The 20,209-nt window shown below is 68.5% G+C and carries 18 protein-coding genes; all 18 read left to right on the top strand.

All coding sequences use genetic code 11. The features are described from left to right. The 18 genes from ARC23_RS06220 to ARC23_RS06135 all read left to right on the top strand — a co-directional run bounded on the left by ARC23_RS06220 (position 1) and on the right by ARC23_RS06135 (position 20,172). Entirely contained in the window at positions 1-270 is a 270-nt protein-coding gene (locus ARC23_RS06220) for a flagellar biosynthetic protein FliQ (RefSeq protein ID WP_057496432.1), read from the top strand. 13 nt (positions 271-283) lie between these two features. After that, positions 284-1,075, top strand: coding sequence for a flagellar biosynthetic protein FliR (gene fliR, locus ARC23_RS06215; RefSeq protein WP_057496431.1), 792 nt, complete (start codon positions 284-286; stop codon positions 1,073-1,075). 164 nt (positions 1,076-1,239) lie between these two features. Next, complete coding sequence (locus ARC23_RS06210) at positions 1,240-3,375, top strand: putative bifunctional diguanylate cyclase/phosphodiesterase (protein WP_057496430.1); 2,136 nt, start codon at positions 1,240-1,242, stop codon at positions 3,373-3,375. Positions 3,376-3,495: 120 nt separating this feature from the next. Further along, on the top strand, positions 3,496-5,742 hold the full coding sequence (locus ARC23_RS06205) for a CocE/NonD family hydrolase (protein ID WP_057496429.1): 2,247 nt from the start codon (positions 3,496-3,498) through the stop codon (positions 5,740-5,742). Positions 5,743-5,945: 203 nt separating this feature from the next. Further along, complete coding sequence (gene flhB / locus ARC23_RS06200; RefSeq protein ID WP_005416428.1) at positions 5,946-7,076, top strand: flagellar biosynthesis protein FlhB; 1,131 nt, start codon at positions 5,946-5,948, stop codon at positions 7,074-7,076. Further along, the gene (flhA, locus tag ARC23_RS06195; protein ID WP_057496428.1) at positions 7,073-9,181 is read left to right on the top strand and encodes a flagellar biosynthesis protein FlhA; all 2,109 of its coding nucleotides are present in this window, start codon (positions 7,073-7,075) and stop codon (positions 9,179-9,181) included. The genes flhB and flhA overlap by 4 nt, the downstream gene beginning before the upstream one ends. Before the next feature lie 145 nt (positions 9,182-9,326). After that, entirely contained in the window at positions 9,327-10,955 is a 1,629-nt protein-coding gene (gene flhF / locus ARC23_RS06190; protein WP_057496427.1) for a flagellar biosynthesis protein FlhF, read from the top strand. Then, complete coding sequence (locus tag ARC23_RS06185; protein ID WP_005416424.1) at positions 10,942-11,829, top strand: MinD/ParA family ATP-binding protein; 888 nt, start codon at positions 10,942-10,944, stop codon at positions 11,827-11,829. The genes flhF and ARC23_RS06185 overlap by 14 nt, the downstream gene beginning before the upstream one ends. Then, positions 11,826-12,569, top strand: coding sequence for an RNA polymerase sigma factor FliA (locus ARC23_RS06180; protein WP_057496426.1), 744 nt, complete (start codon positions 11,826-11,828; stop codon positions 12,567-12,569). Before ARC23_RS06185 ends, ARC23_RS06180 begins: the two co-directional genes overlap by 4 nt. A gap of 57 nt (positions 12,570-12,626) precedes the next feature. Further along, positions 12,627-13,019: a chemotaxis response regulator CheY gene (gene cheY, locus ARC23_RS06175; RefSeq protein ID WP_006365466.1), complete on the top strand. Its 393-nt coding sequence runs from the start codon at positions 12,627-12,629 to the stop codon at positions 13,017-13,019. Then, the gene (locus ARC23_RS06170; protein ID WP_006442968.1) at positions 13,019-13,624 is read left to right on the top strand and encodes a protein phosphatase CheZ; all 606 of its coding nucleotides are present in this window, start codon (positions 13,019-13,021) and stop codon (positions 13,622-13,624) included. The genes cheY and ARC23_RS06170 overlap by 1 nt, the downstream gene beginning before the upstream one ends. 2 nt (positions 13,625-13,626) lie before the next feature. Continuing rightward, positions 13,627-15,459, top strand: coding sequence for a chemotaxis protein CheA (locus tag ARC23_RS06165; RefSeq protein ID WP_057496425.1), 1,833 nt, complete (start codon positions 13,627-13,629; stop codon positions 15,457-15,459). Between the two features lie 101 nt (positions 15,460-15,560). After that, the gene (locus ARC23_RS06160; RefSeq protein ID WP_057496424.1) at positions 15,561-16,301 is read left to right on the top strand and encodes a flagellar motor protein; all 741 of its coding nucleotides are present in this window, start codon (positions 15,561-15,563) and stop codon (positions 16,299-16,301) included. 1 nt (position 16,302) lies between these two features. Next, on the top strand, positions 16,303-17,319 hold the full coding sequence (gene motD / locus ARC23_RS06155; protein WP_057496423.1) for a flagellar motor protein MotD: 1,017 nt from the start codon (positions 16,303-16,305) through the stop codon (positions 17,317-17,319). A 4-nt stretch (positions 17,320-17,323) separates the two neighbouring features. Then, a complete protein-coding gene (locus ARC23_RS06150; RefSeq protein WP_057496422.1) occupies positions 17,324-18,106 on the top strand; it encodes a ParA family protein in 783 nt (260 codons plus the stop codon). Next, a complete protein-coding gene (locus ARC23_RS06145) occupies positions 18,103-19,200 on the top strand; it encodes a chemotaxis protein CheW (RefSeq protein ID WP_057496421.1) in 1,098 nt (365 codons plus the stop codon). Before ARC23_RS06150 ends, ARC23_RS06145 begins: the two co-directional genes overlap by 4 nt. A 301-nt stretch (positions 19,201-19,501) precedes the next feature. Next, on the top strand, positions 19,502-19,810 hold the full coding sequence (locus tag ARC23_RS06140; protein WP_057496420.1) for an STAS domain-containing protein: 309 nt from the start codon (positions 19,502-19,504) through the stop codon (positions 19,808-19,810). Next, positions 19,807-20,172, top strand: coding sequence for a response regulator (locus ARC23_RS06135; RefSeq protein ID WP_005409521.1), 366 nt, complete (start codon positions 19,807-19,809; stop codon positions 20,170-20,172). Before ARC23_RS06140 ends, ARC23_RS06135 begins: the two co-directional genes overlap by 4 nt. The last annotated feature ends 37 nt before the right edge of the window (positions 20,173-20,209 follow it).

The raw sequence follows: 20,209 nt of genomic DNA, 5'->3' as shown, positions 1-20,209 counted from the left end.
ATGTCTCCCGAACTTGCCCTGACCGAACTGCGTGGCGGCCTGATCACTGTGTTGTGGGTCGCCGGCCCGCTGATGCTGACCGTACTGGTGGTGGGCGTGGTGGTGGGTGTGGTGCAGGCCGCGACCCAACTCAATGAACCGACCATCGCCTTCGTCGCCAAGGCGGCGGCACTGACTGCGGTGCTGTTCGCGCTGGGCAGCCTGCTGATCGGCCACCTGGTCGAGTTCACCACGCTGCTGTTCCAGCGTATCCCGCACCTGATCGGCTAGGACGCACGCTTCGATGGACGCCGCCACCCAGATGGCAGCCGACGGCCTGCAGGCCTTCGGCATGATCGGTACGGTGCTGTGGACCCTGCTGCGCATCGGTGCGGTGGCCATGGCCATGCCCATGGTCGGCACGCGCGCGGTGCCGGCCCGGATCCGCGTGATCCTGGCCGCCACCCTGGCCATCGCACTGGCGCCGCTGCTGCCGCCGGTACCGGACTGGACCGGCTTTGACGCGGCCACCGTGCTCACCATCGCCCGCGAGCTGGCCATCGGGGTGGCCATCGGCTTCCTGCTGCGGCTGGTGTTCGAAGCCGGCGCACTGGCCGGCGAGCTGATCGCCCAGGGCACCGGCCTGGCCTTCGCGCAGATGAGCGACCCGCTGCGTGGCGGCACTTCCGGCGTGATCGGGCAGTGGTTCTACCTGCTGTTCGGCCTGCTGTTCTTCACCGCCAATGGCCACCTGGCGCTGATCTCGCTGGTGGTGGACAGCTATCGCGCGCTGCCGATCGGCACACCGTTGCCCGACCCGCATGCGTTCTTCAGCATCGCGCCGACGTTCCTGCTGACCGTGCTGCGCGGCGCGCTAACCCTGGCCATTCCACTGACGGTGGCCATGCTGGCAGTGAATCTGGCCTTCGGCGTGCTGGCCCGGGCAGCGCCCGCGCTCAACCCGATCCAGCTCGGCCTGCCCGTGTCCCTGCTGCTGGGCCTGTTCCTGCTGGCACTGCTGGCCGGGGAAATGGGCCCGCCGGTCCAGCGCCTGTTCGATGCGGCCTTCCAGGCTGCGGACGCGGTCACACACTGACCCGCTCATCACGTTTTACTGCTTGCCCTTCCCCCGGGGCTGCGCGTTAGAGTGAATGCGCAGCAACCGGGGGGATGCCGCACGTGGCCGCCGCCCTGCGTCGGCCTGCCTCATGCATGCCCCACCGTGGTTTCCGTCGACAGGCAGGTCCGGGAGACTGACGAATGCTGGTAGGCACGTACAACCCATGGCTGGTGGCGACCTCGCTGCTGGTTGCCGTGATGGCCTCCTATACCGCGCTGGCCATGGCCGGGCGCACCGTCACCGCCCCCGGCAAGGGCGCGGCCTGGTGGTGGCGACTGGGCGGCGGCTTCGCGATGGGCCTGGGCATCTGGTCGATGCATTTCATCGGCATGCTCGCCTTCGATCTGCCCATACCGCTGGGCTACGACCTTCCGATCACCCTGCTCTCCCTCACCCTGGCCATTGCTTCTTCGGTGTTTGCGCTGTGGCTGGTGTCCCTGCGCACGCTGCCACATCCACGCCTGGCCGGTGGCGCGCTGTTGATGGGCACCGGCATCGCCGGCATGCATTACGTCGGCATGGCCGCCATGCGCATGCAGCCTGGGATCGACTATGACCCCGGCTGGCTGCTGTTCTCGCTGCTGGTGGCCGTGGCCGCCTCGTGGACTGCGCTGTACGTGGCCTTCCGCCTGCGTGCGCAGCGCACCCGGGTGGGAGACCGGCTGGCGGCGGCCGGCCTGCTGGGCCTGGCCATCGTTGGCATGCACTACACCGGCATGGCTGCCGCGCGCTTTCCCGAAGGCAGCATCTGCGGCGCGGCGGTGGGCGATGGGTTGCACAACGACTGGCTGGCGATGCTGGTGGTGGTGCTGACCGTGGCCATCCTTGCGGTGGTGCTGGTGGTGTCCTGGCTGGACCAGCGGGTGGAGGCGCAGCTGCTGCGCCTGCGCAATTCAATGTTGAGCACCTCGCTGACCGATGCGCAGCAGGAACTGACCCAGGCCGCCCTGCACGACCCATTGACCCGCCTGCCCAACCGACTGCTGCTGCAGCGGCGCATCGTGCAGGCGTTGGCCGAAGCCGAACAGGGCGGCAGCCGCTTCGCGGTGATGTTCATGGACCTGGACGGGTTCAAGCAGGTCAACGATGCCTATGGCCATCAGGCCGGCGACGCGCTGCTGGTGGCCGTGGCCGAGCGCACCCGCCAGCTGTTGCGCCCGCATGACCTGCTGGCGCGGCTGGGCGGCGACGAGTTCGTGATGGTGGTACGCATCGAACACGATGAAGACCTGCCCACCCTGGCCCGACGCATCCTGCAGGCGGTCGGCAGCGGCCCGTTGCTGCCCGACAACGAACTGCAGGTCACCGCCAGCATCGGCGTGGCGATCTGCCCGGACCATGCCGCAAGCGAACGCCAGCTGATGGCCTTCGCCGATGCGGCGATGTACCAGGCCAAGGAATCCGGGCGCAATGCCTTCGTGCTGTTCGCCGACTGGATGAACGACAGCGCCGAGCAGCAGTTCCGCCTGCTGGCCGACCTGCGCCGCGCGATCGGCAGCGAGCAGCTGTTCCTGCACTACCAACCGAAGATCCGCGTGGCCACGCAGAAGGTGGTCGGTGCCGAAGCCCTGATCCGCTGGCGCCACCCCGAGCACGGCCTGATTCCACCGGACCGCTTCATCCGCCTGGCCGAGCGCAGCGGCGCGATCAACGAGATCGGCCGCTGGGCGCTGGACCAGGCGTGCCAGCAGCTGCGCCGCTGGCATGACGCCGGCCATGATGGCTGGTCGATGTCGGTGAACCTGTCGCCGGTGCAGTTCAGCTCGCCGCATCTGCTGCAGGACGTGCGCGAGGTGATCGAGCGCTACGACATCATCCCGCGCCATCTGGTGCTGGAGATCACCGAAAGCACGGTGATGCGCGATACCGATACCAGCCTGCGCCTGCTGCAGGCGCTGTCTGCACTGGGCGTGGGCATTTCCATCGATGATTTCGGCACCGGCTATTCCAGCCTGCTGTACCTGAAGCGCCTGCCGGCCACCGAGATCAAGATCGACCACGCGTTCGTGCGCGACCTGGAGCACAGCGCCGAGGACGTGGTGATCGTCTCGGCGATCGTGGCACTGGGCCACGCACTGGACATGGACATCGTCGCCGAAGGCGTGGAAACCGTCGCCCAGCGTGCCTACCTGGAACGCCTCGGCTGCGACTACCTGCAGGGTTACCTGCTCGGCCGCCCGGTCGATGCCGCCCGCTTCATGCAGTTGCACGATCTGCCGCGGCCACGGGTGGAACTGGCGCAGAGCCCGCCGCCCAGCGGCAACGCCCCCCGGTAGCGCCGAACCCGTGCTCGGCTCCTGCCGTGCATGGCCCGGCGCTACCATTGGGGTATCGACCCGCAGTGGACCCACGCCATGCGCGGATGAGCCGTTCCACCATCCTCCAAGGAAGCGCCCGTGGCCCGACGCACCACCCTTGCTGGCCTGCTGCTGGCCCTTGCTGTTGGCCACGCCGCCGCCGCTGATCTGCCGTGGTCATTGCCAGCCGATGCTTCCCCGGCCAAGGTCGAGGCGGCCCTGCAGGCCCTCGGCAAGGGCGTGTTGAAGTCCCCCGGCCTGACCGATGCACAGCGCGGCCACGCACTGCTGGCGATAGGCCGGACGGCCGAAGCGCGGCAATCGATCCAGCAGGTACGCGCATCGCTGGAAAGCGACGGCGACACTGCAGCGGCACAGCGCTGGGTGCCGATGCTGCTGCTCGCCACGACCGGCGGGCGGGACAACGCCGCCTATGCGCGTGCCTTCCACAGCACCTTCGCTGCCCTCGACGACGTCGCTGCGGTGCAGGCCGATGCCGCACTTTCGGTTGAGCCGGCCCGGGTGCGCGCCCAGCTGGAGCAGGCCATCGCGTCGCAGGCAGGTGCCGCGACCGTATCCGCGGCCGTCGGCCTGGAACTGCTGCGGCTGCGGGCGGTACTGCGTGCACAGACCCTGGCCGCCGCAATGGCCCCTGCTCTGGTCGCCGCAGAAGAGCAGCGTCGCTTCGTCATCGACGACACCCTGCGAATCCCCGCAGGCGGCGACGTGGTGCTGTCGGCCCAGTTGGCACGGCCACGCGCTGCCACTGCGCCGCTACCTGCGGCCATGCTGTTCACCCTCTACACCGATCCACCCAAGAACCGGCAGAAGATGCTGCTGGCCGCCGCGCATGGCTACGCCGGCATCGTGGTCGATGCGCGCGGCAAAGGCCAGGGCACGGGCACCATCGCTCCCTACGAACATGACGGCGAGGACGCCAACGCGGCCATCGACTGGATCAGCCACCAGCCATGGAACGATGGCCGGGTCGCCATGTATGGCGGCAGCTACGAGGGTTTTACCGCCTGGGCAGCAGCGCGCCATCACCATCCCGCGTTGAAGACCATCGTGCCCTACGTTGCCGCCATCCCCGGCCAGGGCCTGCCGATGGAGAACAACGTGTTCCTGAGTGCCAACTATGGTTGGGCGTTCTACGTGGCCAATGGCCCGATGCTGGACAACGACACCTACGACCAGAACGAGCGCTGGTCGCAGCTGCCGCGCCGCTGGTATGCCTCCGGCCGCCCTTACCGGCAGATCGACCAGGTCGATGGCACGCCCAACCCCTGGCTGCAGCGCTGGATGGCCCACCCTGCCTACGACGCGTACTGGCAGGCGATGGTCCCGTTTGGCGGCCAGTTCAGCGACATCCGCATCCCGGTGCTGACCATCACCGGGTACTACGACGACGGCCAGATCTCGGCGCTGCAGTACTTCAAGGAGCACCTCAGGCACCGCCCCGATGCCGACCACGCCCTGCTGATTGGCCCCTATGACCATCGCGGTGCGCAGTCGGCGCTCAAACCCATGGCGCTGCGCGATTACGCGGTTGACCCTGCCGCGCAGTTCGACACCCCGGCAGTCACCTTCCAGTGGTTGGACCATGTGCTGCGCGGCGCCCCGCGTCCGCCGCTGGTGCCCGACCGCGTCAATTACCAGCTGATGGGCGCCAACCGCTGGGGGCATGCGGCATCACTGGACGCCGCCGCAGGTGCTCACCGCCGCTACCGCCTCTCGGCCGCACCCGCTTCGGCCGATGGCTACCATCGCCTGCAGGAACAGCCGCCAGCCCTTGGCCAGCTACGGCAGACCGTGGACCTGGCCGACCGTAACGAAATGCGGCACGGCTACTACCCGTTCCCGATCGTCGCAGCACAGGATGAAGCGGACACCGCGCTGGCCTTCGTCTCCGAACCGTTCATTGCACCGATGGACCTGGTGGGCAGCTTCTCTGGCGACCTGAGGGTGCGCATCAACAAGCGCGACTTCGATTTCACCGTCACCCTGTACGAGCTGATGGCCGATGGCCGCCGCATGCAGCTGTCCTACTACATGGGCCGGGCCAGCCACGTGCGTAACCCGAGCACGCGCCAGTTGTTGCAGCCCGGCCAATGGACCCACCTGCCCTTCGACCGGACGCGCATGGTCGCGCGCCGCCTGGCCGCGGGCAGCCGCCTGCTGGTCAAGGTGGACGTACTGAAGGACGCCATGCACCAGGTGAACCACGGCACCGGGCGCGATGTCAGCGATGAATCGGCCGCCGATGCGGGCGCCCCGCTGCAGGTGGACTGGCACAGCGACAGCGTGCTGACGATCCCGCTGCAGGCGGCAGCGCCGACCGGGTGACACCGCCGCCCCGCCCGCCATCACGGAACGATTCCTGCGACACCTTCCTGTAGCGCCGAGCCGACGCTCGGCTGCGCTTCACCCCTGGACCCAGCCGCAGCCGAGCATGGGCTCGGCCCTACAAAACGGGCCGTCGGTAGATCCACGCCATGCGTGGAACGGTTCTTGCACGCCCTCCGGCATCCCCTGCCGCAGTGCCCGTGATGTCCGAGAACGAATCCGCCGGCGAAAAGACCGAACAACCGACCGAAAAACGCCTGCGCGACGCCCGTGAACAGGGCAACCTGCCGCGCTCGCGCGAACTCGGCACCGCCGCCGTGTTCGGCGCCGGCGTACTGGCGGTGATGGCCATGAGCGGCTCGATCGGCCGTGGCGCCACGGCCTGGATGAAGCAGGCGCTCAGCCCGGAACAGAGCCTGCGGCAGAACCCGAAGGAACTGTTCGGCCACTTCGGCGACCTGCTGCTGCAGTTCATGCTGGTGATCGCACCGCTGGTGCTGGTCTGCCTGCTGGCCAGCTTCGTCGCCCCGCTGGTGATGGGCGGCCTGCGCTGGTCGCAGAAGGCGCTGCTGCCCGACATCAACCGCATGAACCCGATGAGCGGGCTCAAGCGCCTGTATGGCCCGGAGGCCATTGCCGAGTTCACCAAATCGCTGCTGCGCGTGGCCTTCGTCGGCGTCGCCGCCGGGCTGGTGGTCTGGACCGGCTTCGACACCCTGCGCGGGCTGATCCACCACCCGCTGGAAACCGCCATCACCGATGGCCTGGGCTTCACCCTGCGCCTGCTGCTGGCCACCGCCGGCGCGATGCTGGTGCTGGCCGCCATCGACGCGCCGTACCAGCGCTGGAACTGGATGCGCAAGCTGAAGATGACCCGGGAAGAGCTGCGCCGGGAAATGAAGGAAAGCGAGGGCAGCCCCGAGGTGAAGGGCCGCATCCGCCAGCTGCAGCAGCAGATGGCCAACCGCCGGATGATGGAGGCAGTGCCCACCGCCGACGTGGTGGTGGTCAACCCGACCCACTACGCGGTGGCGCTGAAATACGAAGGTGGGGCGATGAACGCCCCCACCGTGGTGGCGCTGGGCGTGGACGAGACCGCCCTGCGCATCCGTGAAGTGGCCGACGGCAACAAGGTCGCCATTGTCTCCGCCCCGCCTTTGGCACGCGCCTTGTATCGGGAAGGCCAACTCGGAAAGGAAATCCCCGTGAGACTGTATTCGGCCGTCGCCCAGGTCCTGTCCTACGTCTACCAGCTGCGCGCCTGGCGCACTGGCCCGATGCCGGACGCCCCGCACATCCAGGTGGATGAATTCGGCAAGGGAGGCCGCCCATGAGCGCCCAGCCCTCGACCGGATTCAACACCCGCCGCGCCCTGGAAATGATCCGCCAGGGCCTTGGCGCGCCACTGATCGTGCTGGCCCTGCTGGCCATGGTGGTGGTGCCGCTGGCGGCGCCGGTGCTCGATGCGCTGTTCACCTTCAACATCGCCATCTCGCTGATGGTGCTGCTGGCGGTGGTCTACGTGAAGCGCCCGCTGGACTTCACGATCTTCCCGATCGTGCTGCTGATCACCACCATGCTGCGGCTGGCGCTGAACGTGGCCTCCACCCGCGTGATCCTGCTCAACGGCCAGAACGGCCACGATGCCGCCGGCAAGGTCATCGCCTCCTTCGGCGAGTTCGTGATCGGCGGCAACTACGCGGTCGGCATCGTGGTGTTCGCGATCCTGACCATCATCAACTTCGTGGTCATCACCAAGGGCGCCGGCCGCGTCTCCGAAGTAACTGCGCGCTTCATCCTCGACGCCATGCCGGGCAAGCAGATGGCCATCGACGCCGACCTCAACGCCGGCCTGTTGACGCGTGAAGAAGCCAAGCTGCGCCGCGAGGAAGTGCGCGAGGAAGCCGACTTCTACGGTGCGATGGACGGTGCCAGCAAGTTCATCCGCGGCGACGCCATCGCCGGCATCCTGATCCTGTTCATCAACATGCTCGGCGGCCTGGCCGTGGGCGTGCTGCAGCATGGCATGCCGTTCGGCGAAGCGGCCGCCACCTATACCCTGCTGTCCATCGGTGACGGCCTGGTGGCGCAGCTGCCGGCGCTGCTGGTGTCCAGCGCGGTAGCGATGCTGGTCACCCGCGCCTCGCGCTCGCAGGACATGGCCCAGGCCATGACCGGCCAGGTATTCGGCCAGTACCGCGCACTGGCGATCACCGCCGGCATCGTCGGCCTGGTCGGCCTGGTGCCGGGCATGCCCAACGTCGCTTTCCTGACGCTGGCCGCACTCCTCGGGTTCATTGCCTGGAAGCTGTACCGCAAGGAGAAGCAGCCGGCCTCCGACGCCGCTGCCGGCGCCGGCGATGGCGCCGCGCTCAACGCGCTGGGCCGTCCGGCTGCAGCGGCACCCACGGCGGAACTGAGCTGGGACGAGCTGCGCCCGGTCGATCCGCTGGGGCTGGAAGTGGGTTACCGGTTGATCCCGCTGGTGGACAGCAACCAGGGCGGTGAACTGATGGCGCGCATCAAGGGCGTGCGGCGCAAGCTGACCCAGGATGTCGGCTTCCTGATCCCGTCGGTGCACATCCGCGACAACCTGGAACTGCCGGCCAATGGCTACCGCGTGCTGGTGCACGGCGTGCCGGTGGCCACCGCCGAGATCCATCCGGACCGCGAACTGGCGCTGGACCCGGGCAGTGCGCTGGGTGCGCTGGAAGGCATCGCCGGCAAGGACCCCGCGTTTGGCCTGGATGCCACCTGGATCCAGCCACACCAGCGCGCCCAGGCCGAAACGCTGGGCTACACCGTGGTCGACCCGGCCACCGTGGTCGCCACCCATCTGTCGCACCTGATCCGCGAGCACGCGCCCGAGCTGCTCGGCCATGAGGAAGTGCAGCACCTGCTGGCCAACCTGGCCAAGAGCGCGCCCAAGCTCGTCGAAGATCTGACGCCGAAGGCGCTGCCGCTGTCGGCGGTGGTGCGCGTACTGCAGAACCTGCTGGTCGAGCGCATCCCGATCCGCCAGCTGCGCAAGATCGCCGAATCGCTGGTCGAACATGCCCCCAGCAGCCAGGACCCGGCGGTGCTGACCGCTGCCGTGCGCACCGCGCTGGGCCGCTTCATCGTGCAGGAGATCGCCGGAATGTCGGCGGAGCTGCCGGTGTTCACCCTCAACCCGCAATTGGAACGTGTCTTGCAGGAGTCCACGCAGGGCAACGGCGCCGCGCTGGAACCCGGACTCGCCGAGCGACTGCACCAGAGCCTGGCCGACTGTGTCAGCAAGCAGGAAGCCCGCAACGAGCCCGCGGTCGTGCTGGTACCCGGCCCGGTGCGCGCCGCGCTGGCGCGCCTGGTCCGCCACAGCGTTCCGTCGCTGTCGGTCCTGGCCTACAGCGAGGTGCCGGAGGACAAGCGCCTGAAGCTGGTCGGAACGATCAGCTGACGCCGCCCTCCGATGCGCCAGAAAACAGACACCACTTCCGAACCAACGCAACAGACAGATACCAAGGGGAACCCGCACCGTGCAGACCACCGACCACCCGAGTTCCCCGAACGCCACCCCGCCGTCTTCGTCCCGTGACCACAGCATGAAAATCAAACGATTCGTCGCCGCCGACATGCGCTCGGCCATGAACCTGGTGCGCAAGGAACACGGCCCAGACGCGGTGATCCTGTCCAACCGCCGGATCGAGGAAGGCATCGAGATCGTTGCCGCCGCCAACTATGATGAAAGCGCCGTGCAGCGTGCTCTGGAAGCCTCGCGCCGCGACGTGGCGCCGCCGCCTGCGCCGAAGCCGCGCACCGCCGCCGATGCGGTGATTGCCGCCGTCACCCGCCGCCGCAGCAGCACGCCGGCGCCGGAACCGGTCGCTGCCACCACCTCGGCGGTGGCCGCCCTCGCCCGCGCCGCCGTCGGTGCCACCGGCCGCACGCTGGACAGCGCCGACGAGATCGTGCCGACCCGGGGCAGCACCGGCTTCGCTGCCACTCTGGCACGTGCTGCCGTCAACGAACCGTCGCTGCCGGAACAGATCTTCGCCCCGTTCGCCGGGGCGGTCGATGCCCCGGCGCCGGCGACCGTTGCCGCTACCAACCGCGCCCGTTTCCAGATCGATCCGCCGCACGAGGCGCATCACGGGGTGCATCACGAAAGCCCGGCCCCGTCGGTGCAGCCGCCGCCGCTGCCGACCGCCGCCGTGGCCGAGGCGCCACCGGAATCGACCGTCAGCGAACCGGCACCGGTGGACACCGACGCCAGCCCGGCCCCGATGCTGGCGCCGGCCCCGGTGCTGACCGTGGTCGCCCAGGACGACGCCGAGATCCGCCAGCTGCGCCAGGAAGTGGCCGGCATGCGCCAGGTGATCGAGCGCGAGATGAACCGCTTCACCGACGAACGCCTGCGCGGCTGCCCGGTGCGCGCCACCGCGCTGGACCTGATGGACGAGTACGGGTTCGACGCCGGCCTGGCCCGCGACGTGGCCATGCAGATTCCACTGGAGACCGAAGCCCACCGCGGCCGCGGCCTGATGCTGGGGCTGATCTCGCGCAAGCTGCCGATCGCCCCGGTCGACCCGCTGGAAGAAGGCGGCGTGATCGCCCTGGTCGGCCCGACCGGTGCCGGCAAGACCACCACCATCGCCAAGCTGGCCTCGCGCTTCGCCGAGAAGCATGCGCCGCGTGACGTGGCCCTGGTGACTACCGACACCACCCGCATCGGTGCCCGCGAACAGCTGTACGGCTACGGCCGCCAGCTCGGCATCGCCGTGCACGAGGCCAACAGCGGCACCGACCTGGACCAGCTGCTGGAGCGCCTGAAGGACTACAAGCTGGTGCTGATCGACACCGCCGGGCTGGGCCCGCGCGACCGGGCACTGGCCGCCCAGCTGCAGTGGCTGCGCGCCGCGCGCCAGGTGCGCACCCTGCTGGTGCTGCCGGCCAACACCAGTTTCGGCGACATGGACGAGGTGGTCCGCCGCTTCGGTGCGGCCAACCTGCAGGGCCTGGTGCTGAGCAAGCTGGACGAGACCGGCCGCTTCGGCAACGCGCTTTCGGTGGCCGTGGACCACAGCCTGCCGATCACCTGGGTGACCGACGGCCAGGACGTTCCGGAGGACCTGCACCGGGCCAGTGCGGCCAATCTCGTACTTCGCCTTGAAGATTTGCGCCGAGCGGCCGATATGCCCTGCAACCCGGAGTTGAACCATGCCGTCGCGTGAGTACGCCAAGCTGACCAAGACCTTCCCGCTGTCGGCCACCCGCAGCGAGCCGCTCGGCCCTGTGCGCACCATTGCCGTCACTGGCGGCAAGGGCGGCGTGGGCAAGACGAATGTGTCCGCCAACCTGGCCGTGGCGCTGGCCGGCATGGGCAAGCGCACGCTGCTGCTGGACGCCGACCTCGGCCTGGCCAACATCGACGTGATCCTGGGCTTGAACCCCACCTTCACCCTGGCCGACCTGGTCGCCGGCCGCTGCTCGCTGGACGACGTCATCGTCGAAGGCCCGAACGGCGTGCTGGTGGTGCCGGCCGCGTCCGGCCGCCGGCACATGGCCGAGCTGGCCCCGGCCGAGCACGTCGGCCTGGTCAATGTGTTCTCCGAACTGGAACGCGAGCTGGACATCATGGTGGTGGACACCGCCGCCGGCATCACCGACGGCGTGCTGACCTTCTGCCAGGCCGCACAGGACACCGTGGTGGTGGTCTGCGATGAGCCCGCTTCGATCACCGACGCTTACGCGCTGATCAAGGTGCTGTCGCGCGAACGTGGCGTGGACCGTATCCAGGTGGTGGCCAACATGGTGCGCGACCCCAACGAGGGACGCGTGCTGTACGAGAAGCTGACCCGCGTCTGCGAGAAGTTCCTCGCCGATGTCTCGCTGAACTACCTGGGCTGCGTGCCGCAGGATGACTGGCTGCGCCTGTCGGTGCAGCGCCAGCAGCCGGTGGTGAAGGCCTATCCGTCCAGCCCGTCGGCGCTGGCGATCACCGAGATCGCACGCCGTACCGCGCGCTGGCAGGCGCCGACCGAACCGCGCGGTGGCGTCGAGTTCTTCCTCGAACGCATCCTCAAGCAGCGTGGGGTGGCCGCATGAAAGGTGCAGCCCAGTACAGGGAAGTCCAGCGCTCGGCGGCCAACGAGGTCATCGCCCAGCATTCGGACCTGGTGCGGCGCATTGCCCACCACCTGGCCGCGCGCCTGCCGGCCAGCGTCGAAGTCGATGATCTGATCCAGGCCGGCATGATGGGCCTGATCGAAGCCTCGCGCAGCTACGACGCCGACCAGGGCGCTTCGTTCGAGACCTACGCCTCGATCCGCATCCGCGGCTCGATGATCGACGAGATCCGTCGTGGCGACTGGGTGCCGCGTTCGGTGCACCGCCGTGCGCGCGATGCCGCCGCCACCATCCGCCGGCTCGAGCAGAGCAGCGGCCGTGCTGCCAGCGCCACCGAAGTGGCCGCCGCGATGGACATGCCGCTGCCCGAATACCTGCGGCTGATGGAAGACGCCGCGCGCGGCCAGGTGCTGAGCCTGGAATCGCGCATCGAGGACCAGGGCGAACTGGATACCGTGGCCCAGGGCGGACCGACCCCGCAGCAGGTGCTGGAGCGCGGCGAGTTCGGCCGCGAACTGGGCAAGGCCATCGGCCATCTGCCCGAGCGCGAACAGCTGGTGCTCTCGCTCTACTACGAGCAGGAGCTGAACCTGAAGGAGATCGGCGCGGTGCTCGGCGTGAGCGAGTCGCGGGTCTGCCAGATCCATGGCCAGGCGGTGCTGCGCCTGCGCGGCCGCCTGAAGATTTTCGAGGCCGTCGACGCCGGCCTCGAAGAATGAACATCCCCGAGGCGGCTGCCCCCGGCCGCCCGGAATGAACAACAAAGGAACTCGGCTTTGAACAAGAACATGCGCATCCTGATCGTCGACGACTTCTCGACCATGCGTCGAATCGTCAAGAACCTGCTGGGCGATCTGGGCTTCACCAACACCGCCGAAGCCGAGGACGGGCATGCCGCGCTGTCGCTGCTGCAGAGCCAGCCGTTCGATTTCGTGGTCACCGACTGGAACATGCCGGTGATGACCGGCATCGAGCTGCTCAAGGCGATCCGTGCCGATGCCAAGCTGAAGACCCTGCCGGTGCTGATGGTGACTGCCGAAGCCAAGCGCGAGCAGATCATCGAAGCGGCCCAGAGCGGCGTCAACGGCTACATCATCAAGCCGTTCACCGCGCAGACGCTGGAAGAAAAGCTGGGCAAGATCTTCGAACGCCTGGCGGCCAGCGCCTGATGGATACCACGGTCGACAAGAACGCCCTCGCCCTGCGCCTGCAGGAAGCCCTGGACGCGCTGGAGTCCGGCGACGAGGCTGCCTGGCGGCAGCGCATCGACGGACTGGTCGCGCTGCGCACGCAGCCGATGATGAGCGGTCTTTCGCGGCTGGCCCGCGAGCTGGGCCAGGCCCTGGGTGAACTGCCGACCGTGCCCAGCGAGGCCGGCGAACTGGACGACGCCTGCGCGCGCCTGGACCACGTGGTGGCGATGACCGAACAGGCCACCCACCGCACCCTGGACCTGGCCGAGGAATGCCGCAGCCTGACCGAACAGCTGCGCGCCGAAGGCCTGCAGCCGGGCCAGGACGCGCAGCTTGAGCGCATCCGCCACAACCTCACCGAGATCGCCCTGACCCAGAGCTACCAGGACCTGACCGGACAGATCATCCGTCGCGTGGTTGGCATCGTCCGCCGCGTGCACGAAGGCTTCGGCGCGCTCGGCCTGCCGCCGGAACAGCATCGCACCGACCCGGAACTGGCCGGGCCGGCACTGAAGGGACTGGACCGCCACGCGGTCTCGCAGAACGACGCCGACGACCTGTTGTCGGACCTGGGGCTGTAAGCATGAGCGCGGTATCCGACGACATCACTGCCGATTTCATCATCGAGGCGCAGGAAATCCTGGATCGCCTGGGCGAACAGCTGGTGTCGCTGGAGCAGGCACCGCAGGACAGCGACCAGCTCAACGCGGTGTTCCGCGGCTACCACACGCTCAAGGGCGGCGCCGGCTTCCTCGGCGTCACTGCCATGGTCGAGCTGTGCCACGCCGCCGAAGAAGCGCTGGGCGCCGCGCGTGCCGGCCAGGCCGTGCTGCAGGCCCATCACTTCGACGCGGCACAGCAGTCGCTGGATTACCTGCAGTCGATGCTGGATGCCGTGTCGTCCGGCACCGAGCCGGGCTATGCGCCGCCGGATCTGATCGCCCAGTTCGACGTGCACGGCGGTGCCGTGGCCGCACCTGCGGCCGCCGCAGCGCCCGCCGCGGGTGGGAGCGACCTGATCACCGACGACGAATTCGAGGCCCTCCTCGACCAGCTGCACGGTGGCAATGCACCGACCGCGGTCGGTCCGGCAAAAAAGGCCGACGACGGCCTGATCAGCGAAGACGAGTTCGAAGCCCTGCTCGACCAGCTGCACGGTGGCGCCGCACCGGGTGCCAAGCCTGCCGCTGCCGTGGCACCGGCGCCGGTTGCAGCCCCGCGCCCGGTCGCTGCACCGGCACCGGCGGCCAAGCCTGCCGCCAAGCCGCTGGCCGAAGCCGAGCACACCGTGCGCGTGGATACCAAGCGCCTGGATGCGATCGTCAACCTGATCGGCGAGCTGGTCCTGTCACGCAATCGCCTGAAGACGCTGCGCGCACGCTTGCGCGATGAAGAGCTGGACCGTGCCGTGTCCACCCTGGACATCGCCACCGCGCGCCTGCAGTCGGCGGTCATGCGCACCCGCATGCAGCCGGTCGGCAAGGTGTTCTCGCGCTTCCCGAAGGTCGCCCGCGATGTTGCCCGTTCACTGAAGAAGGAAGTGGACCTGGAGCTGATCGGTGCGGAAACCGAACTGGACCGCAACCTGGTCGAAGCCCTGGCCGACCCGCTGGTGCACCTGGTCCGCAACGCCATCGACCACGGCGTGGAAATGCCCGACCTGCGCGAGGCGCAGGGCAAGCCACGGATGGGGCACGTGCGCCTGTCCGCACAGCAGGAAGGCGACTACGTCAGCATCGAAGTGCAGGACGACGGCGCCGGCATCGACCCGGAAAAGCTGCGCGCCAAGGCGCGCGAGAAGGGCCTGATCGATCCGGAGGCCGCCGCCCGCCTGAGCAGCGAGGAATGCCTGCACCTGGTGTTCCTGCCGGGTTTCTCGACCAAGCAGCAGGTCACCGACATCTCCGGCCGCGGCGTCGGCATGGACGTGGTGCAGTCCCGTATCCGCGAACTCAGCGGCCAGATCCAGATCCAGTCGGAGCTGGGCCGTGGCAGCCGCTTCCTGATCCGCGTACCGCTCACCCTGGCGATCCTGCCGACCCTACTGGTGCAGGCCGGCGAGGATGTCTATGCGCTGCCGCTGGCGCGCGTGATGGAAGTGCTGCACGCACCGCGCACCTCGTTGGGCTGGTTCGATGGCCGCGCCGTGCTCGATCGCCGTTCACACACCCTGCCCCTGGTCGATCTGCGCCAGTGGCTGGATGTGACGCCCGCCGCCTCCACCCTGCTGACCATCGTGGTGCTGCAGGCCGGTGAGGCGCGCTTCGGGCTGGTCGTGGACCAGGTGCGCGGGCGCGAGGAAGTGGTCATCAAGCCGCTGCCCAAAGCCCTGCGCGGCCTGCGCGGTTATGCCGGTGCAACCTTGATCGGCGATGGTCGCATGGCGCTGATCCTGGACGTGGACGGCCTGCGCTGAACCCGCCGGGTTCTGCCCGGCAACCCCAGAAACTGTGACTACCGTCTGCACGCGACCTCCCGGTGTCTCAAGTCCCATTCACACAAGCCGATACCGGATCCATGGATAGACTCAGCCTCATTGGACTCTTTCTCGCCCTGGCCTCGCTGGTCGGCGGCAGCATCCTCAAGGGCGCCGGCCTGGCGTCGTTGTGGTCGCCTGCGGCATTTGTGATCGTCATCGTCGGCACCGTCGCGGCGATCCTGCTGCACACCTCGCCGGCGGTGTTCAAGCACGCGTTCAGGATCGTGCGCTGGGTCGTGCGCCCGCCGAACAGCGATCGCCACGAGCTGATCCGCCAGATCGTGGAATGGAGCAATATCGCCCGCCGCCAGGGCCTGCTCGGCCTGGAGTCGCAGGTGGAAGCACAGCAGGACCCGTTCCTGCGCAAGGGGCTGCAGCTGCTGGTGGACGGCGTGGAGCCCGAATCGATGCGGCACATGCTGGAAATCGAGCTGGGCAGCCAGGAACACCAGGACCAGGCCGGCGCCAAGGTGTTCGAGGCGATGGGCATCTATGCGCCCACCCTCGGCATCATCGGCGCCGTGCTCGGCCTGATCGCGGTAATGAAGAACCTGGCTGACCCGAGCAAGCTCGGCCATGGCATCGCCGCCGCGTTCACCGCCACCATCTATGGCATTGCCTCGGCCAACCTGCTGTTCCTGCCGATCGCGGCCAAGCTCAAGAGTGTGATCTCGCACAACACGCGCGACCGCGAAATGGTCATCGAAGGCCTGATCTCGATCGCCCAGGGCGAGAACCCGCGCAACATCGAAACCAATCTTTCCGGCTTCCTGCACTGACATGGCCCGCCGCAAGCACCACGAAGAGCACGCCAACCATGAAGCATGGGCGATTCCCTATGCCGACCTGATGACGCTGCTGCTGGCCTTCTTCGTGGTCATGTATGCAATCTCCTCGGTCAACGAGGGCAAGTACCGGATCATGGCCGACGCGCTCACCGACGCCTTCGGCGGTGCACCGCGCACCATCAATCCGGTGCAGGTCGGCAACAAGCAGGTGCAGGGTGGCGGCTGGGACAGCCCGTCGGTGATCAAGTCCGGCACCAAGATCGGCCCCTCGGCGCCGGCGCCTTCGCACGACCCGACGCTGCTGCCGTCGATGGCCTCGCAGATGCGCATGCCGGTGTCGGTGCACAACCAGGAGCAGATCGCGCGCGCCGAGCGCCAGCTCAACAGCATCGCCGACCGCCTCACCGCCGCGCTGGCCCCCTTGATTGACCGCGGCATGATCAGCGTGCGCCGCACCGAGCTGTGGATCGAAGTGGAGATCAACAGCGACATCCTGTTCCCCACCGGCTCGGCGGCGCTGGACGTGCACGCGCGGCAGACCCTGGCCAGCCTGGCCGACGTGCTGCGCGACGTACCCAACAGCGTGCGCGTGGAGGGCCATACCGACAACGTGCCGATCGCCACCGCCACCTTCCCGTCCAACTGGGAACTCTCGGCCGGGCGCGCGGCCAGCGTGGTGCACCTGTTCGCCGACCAGGGCGTGCAGCCGTCGCGGCTGGCGATGGTCGGCTACGGCCAGTTCCGCCCGCGCGAGGAGAACGACAGCGCGCAGGGGCGCAACCGCAACCGGCGAGTGATGGTCATCATCCTGGCCGATACCAGCCATTCGGTGGACCCACTCGGCCAACGCCTGAATGCCGCCGCCGGTGCCGCTGACAGGACCACCCCTGAACAAGCCGCCGCAACGCCGGCTACCGCCCCCACCTCCCCCCTCGCGCCGGTGACGTTGCCACCGGTGCCGGCTGGCAGCCGTGTCGGCGCCGCCGTTCCCCCGGCAATGAAGGAGTAATCCGATGCGCATCTGGGCAGTCGCCAACCAGAAGGGCGGAGTCGGCAAGACCACCACCACCCTCGCCCTCGGCCGCGGCCTGGCCGCACTCGGCCATCGCGTGCTGCTGATCGACCTCGATCCGCATGCCTCGCTCAGCCGCGCCTTCGGCGTGCCGGTGGACCCGCCGCCGGCCGGCGTGCTTGAACTGTTCGGCACGCCTCCGGCCGATCTTTCCGGCCTCTGCCACGCCAGCAGCATCCACGGCCTGGACTACGTCTGTGCACAGTCCGCGCTGGCCACCCTGGAGCGCCGCAGCGCCAACCAGCCCGGGCTCGGCCTGGCACTGCAGAACGCGCTGGCGCGCCACCAGGGGCAGCACGACTACATCCTGCTGGACTGCGCGCCCACCCTCGGCCTGTTGATGATCAATGCACTGGCCGCAGCCGACCGCCTGATCATCCCGACCCAGGCCGAGCCGCTGGCCCTGCACGGGCTGGATGGCATGGTCCGCACCGGTGAGATGGTCGAGCGCTCGCGCCGCCGCCCGCTGCCGATCTCGATCCTGCCGACCCTGTTCGACCGCCGTACGCGCGCCGGCAACGAATCGCTGCGCACCATGCAGGATCGCCACGGCGCACGCGTCTGGGAAGACGCGATTCCGATCGACACCCGTATCAGCAACGCCGCCGGCCTGACCCTGCCGAGCATCGGCGAGGACTATCCGGGGCGCGGCCTGGCGGCCTATCGCCGTGCGCTGAACTGGATTCTCGGTGAGGACGCCCGTGCGCTGGAGCAGGCGGCATGAACAGTACCGGCGTACTCGACGACTATCTGGATGAACTGCTGGGCGAGGCCATCGCCCCGGCCACCGCTGCCGTGCAGGCGCCGATCAACGTCGCGCCGGGCACGGCCAGCGAAGCGGCCGCAGAGCGCGAGCCGACCTGGGACGATCTGCCGGCCGAAGTGATCTACGAAACGGACGCCGTCGTTGCGGGCGCGGGCAAGGACGACGCCGTGCTGGAGGCCGCTTTCGAGGCCGCCTCTGGCGAACGCGAGCCCACTTGGGATGACCTGCCCGATGAGGTCATCCACGAAACCGCGCCGGCACCTGCAGCGGCTGCCGCAACGACCGGCCCGGAACCCACCTGGGATGACCTGCCGGACGAAGTGATCTACGAGACCGACGCGGCGGACAGCCATCGTCTCGCCCACACCGACAGCCCCGGCCTGCAGGCCGCCTTCGAGGCGGCCGCTGGTGGCGAAGACGTGCCTGCGCCGCCGCCCGCCGTGGTCGCAGCGCCGGTGGCACCCCCGGCGCCACGTCCTGCACCGGCCCCGGCCGCACGCGCCGCCACACCGCCGCCGCGCGTCGCCGTCGATGCACCCGCAGGCAACCGCCCCGGCACCTGGCAGGAACTGCAGGCGCAGGCCCACCAGCCCGCCAGCAGCCCGCATCCACAGAACCGCCGCGCCGCCGAACGCACCTCGCGCTGGCTGCGCCTGCGCTGCGGCACCCAGGCCTACGCGCTGGAACTGCTGAAGGTGCAGGAAGTGGTGTTGCCGGTGCCATTGCTGCCCTTGCGGGGCACCGCCCCGGCCATGCTCGGCATCATGAACCTGCGCGGCCAGGTGGTGCCGGTGATGGACCTTGGCCTGCACCTGGGCGCCGCAGCGGCGGAAGACGACGCCCAGACCCGCATCGTGGTGCTGGAGGAGGACGGCGAGACCATCGGCCTGCGCGTGTCGGCGGTGGAAGACGTCGCCAACCTCACCGACTCGCAGATCGAGCCGCCCGACACCGCGCGCATCTGCCAGATCTCCAACGACCTGTTCCGTGGCGTCGCCCGCGTCAGCCAGCGGCCAATGATCCTGCTCGACGCCACCCGGCTGTTGAGTTGAGCCGCAACAAAAAAGGGGACGGAGGGGATTAAGCCGCAATCGATCCGCTTCTCCTGCAGCCACCGTCGACAACGGCGACCGCGCAGTGGGGACGCAAGGGGCCGATCCAACGGATCGACTCCTTGCGTCCACGACAGGCAACGCGTCGGCGCCAAGCGCCGACCCAATTACGACTTAATCCCCTCCGTCCCCTTTTTGATGATGGCCGCGCCGGGACCGCATCGACGCGCCGCGTCGATTCCCCTAAAGAAGCCGCGGATCTTGCCGTTATGGATCACGGAACCGTTTGTCCGGAGCAACGATGAGCACTGTCGAACTGGGTGAGGATCTCGGCATCGAGAGCAGCACCGAGCTCAAGAACCGCCTCGCCCCGCTGGTGGCGCAGGCAGGCGAGCTGACCCTGGATGCCAGCCAGGTCGCCCGCATCCACACGGCCGCCGTACAGGTGCTGTGTGCATTCGTGCAGGCTCGCCGCGAGGCAGGCCTGGGCACCGGCTTCCACGGTTGCACCGCAACCTTCCGTGACGCCGCGCGCCTGCTGGGCGTCACCCAGGCCCTGGGCCTGGACGTACCCCATGACAACCTGAAATCTGTGGAGAACGCTGCATGAGCGCACGTATCTTGGTGGTGGACGATTCGGCGTCGATGCGCCAGATGGTTTCCTTCGCCCTCACCTCGGCCGGTTTTGCCGTCGAAGAAGCCGAAGACGGCGCAGTCGCGCTCGGTCGCGCCAAGGGCCAACGCTTCAACGCGGTGGTCACCGACGTCAACATGCCCAACATGGACGGCATCGCGCTGATCCGCGAACTGCGCCAGCTGCCGGACTACAAGTTCACCCCGCTGCTGATGCTGACCACCGAATCGGCCGCCGACAAGAAGTCCGAAGGCAAGGCCGCCGGCGCTACCGGCTGGCTGGTCAAGCCGTTCAATCCCGAACAGCTGGTCGCCACCGTGCAGAAAGTGCTGGGCTGATCGCCCACCGCCGCTCCCCCTCTTCGCTTCCGGACCA

This window comes from Stenotrophomonas beteli (assembly GCF_001431665.1).
Lineage (GTDB): Bacteria > Pseudomonadota > Gammaproteobacteria > Xanthomonadales > Xanthomonadaceae > Stenotrophomonas > Stenotrophomonas beteli.
Note: the sequence above shows the minus strand (reverse complement) of the source record. Positions and strands in the feature narration are given on the sequence as shown.